We start from the raw sequence: 11,103 nt of genomic DNA, 5'->3' as shown, positions 1-11,103 counted from the left end.
ACTTCTCTAAACGCTCTTACTTCTCTAAACGCTCTTACTTCTCTAAACGCTCTTACTTCTCTAAACGCGCTTACTTCTCTAAGCGTTCTTGTTTCTCTAAACGCTCTTACTTCTCTAAGCGTTCTTGTCATAAAAAGGGCGGTAAGGTTCGCTTTATTAATGTTTTTCCAGAAAAGCAACGTCCATGTAAGTCTGACAATAAATCAAATCATTGGCATGATAACAAAGAAGACCGCCATAAAAAAACACATCACCCATGCCGTCGTACCTTCCGTTTTCCTTGGTAGAATACAAAAAACAACCGACTGTGTCATAGCCGGTTGTTTTTTGTATTCCATTATTTTTTAATGTATGCCCATTTGTAGCTGTAGTCGCCACCAAAGTTATGGTCATATACATTTTGTACTTTCTCTTTTTGCATATAAGCAAATCCACGCTGATACGTAGGAGAAATTGCGACGTCTTCCATCAGGATTTTTTCAGCATCTTGCATAGCTTTCCAACGCTTTGAAACATCCGTTAACAATTCGCCTTTTGCTTGTTTTACAAGCTCATCATACTTTGGATTTGAATACGACATTTCATTGAACGCGCCGTCTGTAACAAACATATCAATAAACGTCATTGGATCTGGATAATCTGGACCCCATCCAGAGAAGGAGAACGCATATTCTTGCTTCTTCTCTAACTCAAGTTTTTGTTTAAACGGTTGCTGTTTAATATTTACTGTCAATCCAGGAAGGTTTTGCTCAAGCTGCGCTTTAATGTACTCACCGACTTTTTTGGATGTATCATTGTCATAGTTTAACATTTCAACCGTAAGCTTGTCTTGTCCTAGCTCCTTTTTAGCTTCTTCCCAAAGCTTTTTCGCTTGCGCGGCATTATCTTTGCCATCGCGGAAGTTTTTGTTTGCATCACGGAAATCTTTACCATCAGGACCTTTTACAAATTTCGTAGGTACAAGTGAATATGCAGGTACCGAGCCATCGTTTAGCAATACGTTAGCAATACCTTTTTTATCGTATGCTAAGTCAAATGCTTCACGTACTTTTTTGTTTTTAAAGACAGGGTCTTTTTGGTTAAAGCGAATGAAGAATAAGCGAGAGTCAAGACGCGTTTTAAAGTCTGGGTTTCCTTTATATTTATCAACAAACTCCGCAGTCAAGAACACGCGATCAATTTCACCGCTTTCATATAAGTTTACCGCTGTAGATGTCTCTTTTACTACAGACGTATTAATTTCTTCTAATTTTACAGTATCTTTATCCCAATAATTCGGGTTTTTCTTTAACTTCCAACCCTGCTCATGCCTCCATTCACTCATAACGAACGGTCCGTTGTAAAGCGTCGTATTTGCTTCTAAAGCGTATTTATCCCCTTGTGCCTTTACAAACTGTTCATTTTGCGGGAAGTATGTAGGGAATGTTGTTAGTTCTAAGAAATATGGAACTGGATTGCTAAGCTCTACAACAAGCGTTTTATCATCTTTCGCTGTCACACCTAATTGATCAAGCGGTAATTCTTTCTTGTTTACTTTTTCTGCATTTTTAATATCAAATAAAATGAACGCATACTCGGATGCTGTTGCAGGATCTACAGCGCGTCTCCATGCGAATACAAAGTCTTGTGCTTTTACAGGTTCACCGTTTGACCATTTTGCATCACGTAGGTGGAATGTATATGTCTTTTTATCTGCACTAACATCTACACTTTTGGCCATACCAGGCGTAGGTTTATTATCTTTGTCAAGACGATATAACCCTTCCATCGCATTAACAAATACTTTAAAAGATACATTATCCGTAGATTTTGATGTGTCCATAGATGGAATTTCCGCTGTTTCGGTCACATTTAGTACCTGCTTAGCAGCGAGATTTGCTCCAGAATTGTTTTCTTCCTTTTTCTTCTCTGTTGTTGATGTTTTTTCATTTCCGCTACATGCAGTTAAAAACATGCTTGTGGATAGGACTGCAGCTGTTAATACTGTTACTTTGTTCTTCATGTCCTATAATACCCCCTCCGAGTTAAATACAGAAGTTTAAATTTTCAGTATGTTTTTATTATCTGAATTTATCTATCTATAAAACCCCTGCTTGTTTGTATTATACATAATATTTATTTAATTTCAAATCTTTTTTTAATCAGAATTCAATAACTTGCTATACTTTATCTGTCATAAATATGCTTTCATGTGCAAAATCACATGATTTTGCCGTCAAATAGCCCTAAGTTAATTCTTATCGTTCACTCTACTAAACAGAAATTTATGATTTATATACTTTTAAAAAGTCTATTAAATCAATTGAAGGATGAGAATACAAAACACAAGCTTTTAATAACTAAGCGGATTTCTCGCTCTCTAAACAGACAAATGATAAAATCAATACAATTACATAAAGGAGGGGTTTTTGTGGATTCATTATTGTTTTCTCCCTATATGCTAAAGGAAGTTGTATTAAAAAACCGAATTGTCATGTCACCAATGTGCATGTACTCAGCCGATAGTCAAGGTATGGCCAATACCTTTCATCAAGTCCATTATGCGTCTCGTGCAGCGGGCCAAGTCGGTCTCGTTATGCTAGAAGCTACGGCTGTTACACCAGAAGGTCGTATTTCAAGTAAAGACTTAGGAATTTGGGATGATGCTCACATTGAAGGGTTACAGACCCTAACTCGTTTAATTAGAGAATATGGTGCCAAATCAGCAATTCAACTTGCACACGCCGGACGGAAAGCGACAGTAGACACACCTGCGGTTGCACCTTCCGCTATTCCATATGACGGTATGAAAACACCTCTTGCCCTTGCGACACATGAAATTAAAGATATTGTCGCTGCATTTCAGGCTGCTGCTGTGAGAGCGCGTAAGGCTGCTTTTGATGTCATCGAAATTCACGGTGCTCACGGCTACTTGATTAATGAATTTTTATCTCCTCTTTCTAATCAGAGAACAGACGAATATGGCGGCAGTGCCGAAAATCGTTATCGCTTTTTACGTGAAATTATTACAGCCGTTCAAGAGGTTTGGACCGGGCCAATCATGGTTCGCATTTCTGCAACCGACTATTATCCCGGTGGTCTTACACCAGATGATTATGTTGAATTCGCAAAATGGATGAAAAAACAAGGTGTAGATGTGATAGATTGTAGTTCAGGCGCTTTAGTGCCTGCCTCAATCGACGTGTATCCTGGCTATCAAGTTCCGTTCTCTAATCAAATTAAGCATGAAGCACAAATCGCTACCGGGGCAGTCGGGCTCATCACTAGTGGTTTGCAAGCAGAAGAAATTTTGCGAAACGAGCAAGCAGATTTGATCTTCATCGGCCGTGAATTGTTGCGTAATCCATACTTTCCACGCACAGCCGCAAACGAATTAGGGTTTGAATTGAGCGAACCAAAACAATATGAACGTGCACCTGGCACAATTAAGCATAAATGAAAAAGGCCGAGACATAACTGCATCATGTAACTATAAAGCCGAAAGAATAGAGGATAACGAACACTCATAACGGAAAAATCCGAACTAAATCGAATTCTGTGTAGAGAATTCCGACTAACAGTTCGGATTTTTCTTTGGCTAAAAACCTTTTGTCCCAGCCTCTTTTTATTTAGATCCTTATGTTAAATAACCTTTCAACCTCTCCTTTTAGCAGTTGGTATATCTCAGTATTAGGGATACGTTTACCAAGTGCTTGTACAACTGATATATAATACCATTGCTGCTTATCCTTACCTCGGTTAAAACGTTTCCATATTTCCTCTCCACATACGGAAAACTCCTGCGCGGTGCCCCGAATATTATGCAATTTATCAGCACATGCAATCATACAACCATCCATAGAGATGCGGTTCAATTTGTCAATTGTTCGTTGCTTGCGTTCTTCCCAACTCTTAGTTCGATCTAACTCTGTACACTCTAATACAAGTTCTGCAACAACCTCGCCAAATTCTTTGCGAATATCTTCGTAACGAATAGTAGTGTCTTCAATTGTATCATGAAGCAGTCCTGCAATTATAACCTCTTCACGACAGCCTGCGTGTGTTAATAAAAGCGCTACTGTATACGGATGCGTAATATAGGGTACACCATTTCCCTTTCTCGCTTGCTCCATATGTGCAACTGTCGCCATTTCTACGGCTTTCATCCACCTGTCTAACGTACATCGCTCCATTCCTTCACTACTCCTTTAATATTTTTCGCCACGAAGCCCCTTTCCTCAATCAGGTCAAGGTACATCGTATTAACGATAGGGAGAAAAACGCCGGCTATTTCCTTATACAAAACAGCTGAATCTATTATGGTGTGATACTGCATAATACAGTCTTGTTCTTATAAGTTACTTTGTATATATCTTATTTTCATGAATTATACCATATTTTTCTTTGTCTACATATAAATCATAATAAAGCGCACGGATTACCTTATTTGAAGTGACGAATATATAACACCTTTTCTTTGTAAGCTAAAGTAAACTTGTGTTTATGATATGTTGTGTTAAAGTTCTCTGTTACTTTCAGCAGGTGGTCAATGAGCCCACCATCTCCTCTTGAGCAGTTTTTCCACTAGAAATCTTACCCAATTAGCAAGTGCCTATTATCAATATTACGCTTTAGCACAGCCAATTTATAAAAAAAGCTGACCTATCAACGGGTCAGCTTTCTTGATATGGATTCTCTTGCTTTGATGTGATGACTGTTGAGCTCCCTAATCCTTTGATCAATTCATGTAAAAATAGAACCACAAACACTAAAGGTATGCATAATGAAATAATAATAACGAGCGCTTCAAATACATATTCCATCGCAATCTCCCTCTCTTTGGACACTATGTCGTCTTACTTATCTCATATATATGAGATAAGTAAGACGACATATGCCGCAAAATCAGGAACGATCGCTTCCACTTTTAAAACTTTTGGTACACATATTGCTCCCTCGGAGCCTCTATCGTTTGAACGGATTGCAACTTCACAATAGGTAACAATGTATCAATATACGTAGTCGCTGAAAGTACCCCCTCCACTTGAATCCATTGTCCTTCTGAGAGCTGTGATGTTTCGCCAACGGCTAACATGCCTAAAACGGATGAATCTGCAGCGCAACATGTAATCCCATACCTTGCGATAATAATCGTATTCTTGTCAAGATCATCCTCTCGATGTACAAATCCAGTAAAGCGTATTCTCTTACCAGCAAACCCTTCTACATCTTGACCAATCACATCCATAATAGAAATATATTTATCATCGGTTACGTCAATCATTGCTGCTTGCTTTAGCTTTTTGTCAAGACTTTCATAATAACCTTCCGGCGCAGTCAATGTTTGCAAGAGCGGCTCTTCTTCCATGTCTTGTATAATCATTTGCTCTCCTGTTAAATTAACCCCGCGTTTAGCAGCAACCTTTTCATCTAAGGCCACTGTTGAAAAAATAAAAACTAAAACAATAGGTGATAAAAACAACATGTACAAGGAAAGGGATGCTACCGTCGTTTTCGGTAATGTGTGGCGCTCGCATAAACAAGTCCCTCCATCGCCTCGAAACAATTGTATGCATCCAAGCAACAGCGTGGCACCACACATCAACCAAATGAACGGAAACATTTTAGGGGCAATAAAATTTATAATGTTCCCCGTTAACAACAGCTTAAATAACGCCATAGAAAAACCTAAAAAAATGACACCTCGAATTAACATATGAAATCGCATGCGATCTTTCATCGAATCTCCCCCGTCATTATAAGAATTTCATAGTTAATTTTTTTAGGACTTATATATCATCTATACAAAATAGCTACAAGGTAAACTATAATACTAATAACCCCTATTAAAACGAATACAAATTTCTTTTTAAAATAAGCAAATAACATAAGCGTATTTTTAAAGTCAAGCATTGGACCGAATACAAGAAAAGCAAGCAGCGGCTTTGCTGGAAATGCATGCTGCAAGGATGCAGCAATAAAAGCATCGGCTTCAGAGCATAGAGAAAGAATATATGCAAATACCATCATAATAAACGGTGAAATAAACTCATTTGCACCCAAGTTTGTTAATACATCTCTAGATAAAAAAGTTTGAAATAAACTAGCAACAAACGCCCCCAGCAATACATATTTTCCTGCTTCAAAAAATTCATCGGCAGCATGATGTATAGTTGCGAAAAATCTTCCATGAACATGTGTTACTTTTGCTTGCTCTTCGTAAGGTTGCAATACATCTTTTCTTTCTTTATATAACATATACATTACAATACCAATCAACATGGTTGCTATCCCTGCAGCCACCATTCGATCATATGCCATTTGTGGTGTAGAGCGAAATGCGTAATAGGTAGATGCAAATACGATGGGATTTAGGACGGGGACACTGACAATCATTACAATCCCTAAATGAACCGGCAAACCTTTCTGTATTAAGCGACGAACAACAGGAATAATCACGCATTCGCACATGGGAAAAATAAGTCCGATACATGCTGTTGGCAGGATTCCCACAACAGGAAATTTAGGTATTAGCCTCTTAATTGTTGCTTCTGAAATAAACGTTTGAATACATGCCGAGGCAAATACACCAACCATTACAAATGGCATCGCCTCTAAAAACACACTTAAAAACATAACAATCATATTGCGCCAATCCGGTGCAATATGATTGTGCAATGATGCAAGGGCTGTAAAGTCTACTCCTAAAAATAAAAATAATAGACTTAAAAATAAAAGAACGGCCATCCAGTCCTTTCTGCTCGACGTCATAATTTACCTCCTACTTCATCTTCTGTTTCTTTCTCTATATGTATCTATCATATGCTTGTCCTGTTGATGTATTACCTTATTCATACTTGCACTTTACGCACCATCGTGCCACATTCTAAGTTGTAGATGAAACATCACTAATTAAATGTTATATAAGCAAAAATAACTTTTTCTAATATAACAGACCTTAAAAAATAGCTATGTTAAAGTTCTTTGTTGAGATTCGCTTCCTGCGGGCGGGGTTAGGGAGCCTCCTGACTAGCTATCTCACCTCTTCCACTCCAATTAACAAGTGTCAATTACGAATATCGAGCTTTAACACAAACTAAAAGGTAAAAGTGCTTATGTCCCACTAGGCATGTACGATTTAGATTTTACATGATTATAACCTCATACCATCCACTCCCCTCCTAACCTAAAAGAAAATGTCGGTTTTTCTAGTTGTACTTCTATAGTTGCACTTATATAAATCAAAATCATAACTATTTATTGCACGTTTTATAGAATAGTAGTATACTCGATAAGTGTTTTTAAATCGTAATCATTTTGTTTTAATCTGTATAACAAATTATTTTACCAGGAGGATATAGGATAATGAAAATACCTGTAACTGTCTTAAGCGGCTATCTAGGTGCTGGAAAAACCACATTATTAAATCACATTCTCACAAACCGTGAAGGGTTAAAAGTTGCTGTAATTGTGAATGATATGAGCGAAGTAAATGTGGACGCAGCATTAGTAAAGCAAGGTGGCTTTTCTCGCACAGAAGAAAAGCTCGTTGAGATGCAAAATGGTTGTATTTGCTGCACACTTCGTGAAGATTTAATACTCGAGGTAGAACGCCTTGTTAATGCTGGTGATATTGATTATATCATTATTGAATCATCGGGTATTAGTGAACCAATTCCTGTTGCACAAACATTTACTTATATTGATGAAGAACTCGGTATTGATCTTTCAAAGAAGTGTCGTCTTGATACGATGGTAACTGTTGTAGATGCAAATCGCTTTTGGGACGACTACGCATCAGGAGAAAGCTTACTGGATCGCCAACAAGGTACAGATGAAAATGATACTCGTGAAGTTATCGACCTGCTCATTGATCAAATTGAATTTGCAGACGTTATTTTATTAAATAAAATTGACTTATTAAATAAAGAAGATGCAAATGAACTGTACAACCTTCTTCATAAACTAAATCCGGAAGCAAATATTATTTGTACCTCTTATTCTAAAGTTTCTTTGCACGAAGTATTAAATACAAATCGCTTTGATTTTGATAAAGCTAGTCAAGCTGCCGGGTGGATTAAAGAGCTGAATGAAGAACATGTTCCGGAAACAGAGGAATACGGGATCTCATCTTTCGTATATAGAAAGAAGCGACCCTTTCATCCTGCTCGATTCATGAATTTCTTGGAAAACTGGCCACTTGATGTTGTACGTGCAAAAGGCTTTTTCTGGGTTGCGACTCGCAACGATATGACAGGACTGATCTCACAAGCCGGTTCTTCTATTACCATTCAAGGTGCTGGAGAGTGGGTTGCCACATATTCACCGGAAGAGCAAAAACAAACGCTCGCAGATGATCCGGATATATTAAAGCGTTGGGATGACGTATACGGTGACCGCATGACAGAACTTGTGTTAATTGGCATTGATATGAACAAACAGGAAATCCAAGATGCCTTAGATGCATGTGTACTGACGGATGAAGAAATGAAGATGAATTGGAACTCTTTCGCAGATCCGCTCCCTGAGTTTGTGTACGAGGGATAAAGGTTTTTACAAATCGAAACAATTACGATAAAATATGCTATGGACAATATAAGGTGAAAGGAAGAAACATCTATGAAAAAATTTTCTCTGTTGCTTTCGGCAGCACTGGCTCTTTCAGTACTGTCAGCTTGTGGCAACAATGACTCTGCTAAAAAAGATGCAGATGATAAGTTAGAAGTATATACAACCATTTTCCCGCTTCAAGATTTCACAAAGAAAATTGGTGGTGAACATGTTAATGTAACATCTATTTATCCTGCCGGAGCTGATGCTCATACGTATGAACCTTCTCAAAAACAAATTGTGAAATTGGCGAATTCTGATTTATTTGTATATAATGGTGTTGATTTAGAACCTTTTGTAGAAGATATTGAAAAATCCTTAGAAAAAGAAGACGTAAAGATGATTGACTCTTCAAAAGATGTTGCTCTAATTAAGTTTGCAGATGAACATGAAAACCAGGCTAACCATGAAGGACATGATCATGAAAAAGAAGATGCTCACAAAGAGGATGAACACCATCACGATTATGATCCTCATATTTGGTTGGATCCAAAAAATGCGTTGAAGCAAGCTGAAAATATTAAAAATGCGCTTGTCGCATTGCAGCCAAACCATAAGCAGGACTTTGAAAAAAACTTTAATGATTTAAAAACACAATTACTCGATTTAGAAGCACAATTAAAAGAGACGATTAATAATGCTAAAACAAAAGAAGTCCTTGTTTCACATGCAGCATACGGATATTGGGAGTATAATTATGGCTTAAAACAAATTCCTATTGCAGGCTTATCCTCATCCGATGAACCATCACAAAAACAACTGGCAGCTGTTGCAGAAACAGCTAAAGAACATAACTTATCCTATATTTTATTTGAAACATTTGCAACACCTAAAGTTGCTGAAGTCATTCAAAAGGAAACAGGCGCAAAAATTCTTCGTTTACATCATTTATCAACGATTTCAGAAGAAGAGTTAAAAGATAAAAAAGACTATGTCACTCTAATGAAAGAAAATATAAAAGTGTTAGACACTGCTATGAACTAATGAAAAGAAAAAACTTCGCGGTTTTCCGCGAAGTTTTTTGATTACGTACAATTTCGAAAATGTTCTTCAAACCATTCTCTATTCAAATGTTTACCGATAATGACAATTTCACTCACACGCTTTTCCTCCCCCCACTCTCTATCATAAGAAGCGGCAAACAGCGTATGAACACCTTGAAAGACGATGCGTCTATCTGTTTGTTTTACATACAATATACCTTTATAACGGTATAAATATTCTCCTAGTTCTCCAACAACAGCTGTCATCCATTCGTTAAACTTATGCAGATCAATCAGCTTTGTTTCCCTGAGTACGAATGTCGTTACGTCATTTAGATGCTCGGAATAATGAGGGCGAATCTCTAATGTATCACGTGTGCGAAATGTTTGAATGCGCAATAAATCTTTTATATTTGTTTCACATGTTACCGTTGGAATAATCTCTGCAGTAGGATTTATGCTTTGCAGCAATGCTTGTAATTCATTCTGTTTCTCCTGCACAATAAGGTCCGTTTTATTGAGCAAAATCTTATCAGCAAATGCAAGTTGTTCTTTTGCTTCTAATCCTTTTGTAAAATGTTTTTCGATATGAAAAGCATCAACAACAGTAATTATGCCGTTTATTTCATATGCATCTTGAATGACTGGATCAAGAAAAAAGGTTTGGATAATTGGACCAGGATTCGCAAGGCCTGTAGTCTCAATTACCATTCCGTCAAATTGTGCCTCGTTATTTCTCTTAGCCTGCAATAGCTGTTTTAAGGAAATTAATAAGTCTTCTCTTACCGTACAGCATAGACATCCATTTGTCATTTCCATGATTTCTTCATCTACATTTACAATTAATTTATGATCGATGCCAATCTTACCAATTTCATTTACGATGACAGCAAGTTTTTGGCCATGCTGTTCAGATAAAATACGGTTTAATAACGTTGTCTTTCCTGATCCCAGAAAGCCTGTCAAAATAGTTACAGGTATTTTAAGCACTGTCGTTCTTCCCTTCTGCATGTACCATTTCTTTCATTATAGCACATGCAGCTTCCTTATCACTTCAAAAACGCATTTAGCATCCAAACGTGCTTTTCAAGAGAAGTGTGGATAGCAAGCAACATGTCTGCTGTTGTTTCATCATTCGCTTCGTTAGCAACATCCATCCCTTGCCTTAGCTCTTGAATAAGTGCTGAAAAATCACTAACTAAAATTTGAACCATCTCTTCCGCACTCTCATTGCTGCTACTTTCTTTTACAGTAGACATGTCCAAATACTCTTTCATTGTAGCAACCGGTTTACCATGCAATGCCAAAATACGCTCTGCCAATTCATCTACATATGTAGCAGCTTCATTATATAATTCCTCAAACTTTGCATGCAGTGTGAAAAATTGAGGTCCTTGTACGTACCAATGAAAATTATGTAATTTCACAAATAAAACATTCCAATTTGCAACTTGCTTATTTAATACAGCTACTACATTACCATTCGTTACATGTATCATATCCATCACCTTTTCTTTATAATTATTATTAT

General features: G+C 37.3%; 10 protein-coding genes and 1 pseudogene. 4 read left to right on the top strand and 7 right to left on the bottom strand.

What is annotated here, in order from left to right:
• Positions 1–287, top strand: a pseudogene (locus tag EEJ45_RS18580) (spore coat protein CotG); the annotation flags it as partial.
• A gap of 50 nt (positions 288–337) precedes the next feature.
• Here EEJ45_RS18580 and EEJ45_RS06755 read toward each other — a convergent pair.
• Complete coding sequence (locus EEJ45_RS06755; protein WP_124564027.1) at positions 338–2,002, bottom strand: peptide ABC transporter substrate-binding protein; 1,665 nt, start codon at positions 2,000–2,002, stop codon at positions 338–340.
• A 408-nt stretch (positions 2,003–2,410) separates the two neighbouring features.
• On the opposite strand from EEJ45_RS06755, the gene namA reads away from it, so the two are divergent.
• On the top strand, positions 2,411–3,439 hold the full coding sequence (gene namA, locus EEJ45_RS06750) for an NADPH dehydrogenase NamA (RefSeq protein WP_124564026.1): 1,029 nt from the start codon (positions 2,411–2,413) through the stop codon (positions 3,437–3,439).
• A gap of 169 nt (positions 3,440–3,608) precedes the next feature.
• Here namA and EEJ45_RS06745 read toward each other — a convergent pair whose 3' ends face one another.
• The 4 genes from EEJ45_RS06745 to EEJ45_RS06735 all read right to left on the bottom strand — a co-directional run bounded on the left by EEJ45_RS06745 (position 3,609) and on the right by EEJ45_RS06735 (position 6,750).
• Complete coding sequence (locus EEJ45_RS06745; protein WP_124564025.1) at positions 3,609–4,172, bottom strand: HD domain-containing protein; 564 nt, start codon at positions 4,170–4,172, stop codon at positions 3,609–3,611.
• 480 nt (positions 4,173–4,652) lie between these two features.
• Complete coding sequence (locus tag EEJ45_RS18355) at positions 4,653–4,802, bottom strand: hypothetical protein (RefSeq protein ID WP_164464213.1); 150 nt, start codon at positions 4,800–4,802, stop codon at positions 4,653–4,655.
• Positions 4,803–4,906: 104 nt separating this feature from the next.
• Positions 4,907–5,719 (bottom strand): TIGR03943 family putative permease subunit, encoded by an 813-nt coding sequence (locus EEJ45_RS06740; protein ID WP_124564024.1) that lies wholly within the window; start codon positions 5,717–5,719, stop codon positions 4,907–4,909.
• A gap of 56 nt (positions 5,720–5,775) precedes the next feature.
• Positions 5,776–6,750: a permease gene (locus EEJ45_RS06735; RefSeq protein WP_124564023.1), complete on the bottom strand. Its 975-nt coding sequence runs from the start codon at positions 6,748–6,750 to the stop codon at positions 5,776–5,778.
• A 594-nt stretch (positions 6,751–7,344) separates the two neighbouring features.
• Between EEJ45_RS06735 and EEJ45_RS06730 the strand changes: the two genes are divergently transcribed.
• Both EEJ45_RS06730 and EEJ45_RS06725 read left to right on the top strand, forming a co-directional pair.
• Positions 7,345–8,526, top strand: coding sequence for a GTP-binding protein (locus EEJ45_RS06730; RefSeq protein WP_380017769.1), 1,182 nt, complete (start codon positions 7,345–7,347; stop codon positions 8,524–8,526).
• Positions 8,527–8,598: 72 nt separating this feature from the next.
• Positions 8,599–9,573: a metal ABC transporter substrate-binding protein gene (locus tag EEJ45_RS06725; protein WP_124564021.1), complete on the top strand. Its 975-nt coding sequence runs from the start codon at positions 8,599–8,601 to the stop codon at positions 9,571–9,573.
• Positions 9,574–9,614: 41 nt separating this feature from the next.
• On the opposite strand, the gene EEJ45_RS06720 is transcribed toward EEJ45_RS06725, so the two are convergent.
• Together EEJ45_RS06720 and EEJ45_RS06715 are read right to left on the bottom strand one after the other, a co-directional pair.
• A complete protein-coding gene (locus EEJ45_RS06720; protein ID WP_124564020.1) occupies positions 9,615–10,583 on the bottom strand; it encodes a CobW family GTP-binding protein in 969 nt (322 codons plus the stop codon).
• A 38-nt stretch (positions 10,584–10,621) separates the two neighbouring features.
• Complete coding sequence (locus EEJ45_RS06715; RefSeq protein ID WP_124564019.1) at positions 10,622–11,071, bottom strand: Dps family protein; 450 nt, start codon at positions 11,069–11,071, stop codon at positions 10,622–10,624.
• Positions 11,072–11,103: the final 32 nt, after the last annotated feature.

Origin of the sequence: Ectobacillus antri (assembly GCF_003852715.1) — a bacterium.
GTDB classification, from domain to species: domain Bacteria; phylum Bacillota; class Bacilli; order Bacillales; family Bacillaceae_G; genus Ectobacillus; species Ectobacillus antri.
This window is presented reverse-complemented; position numbering and strand designations above follow the sequence as displayed.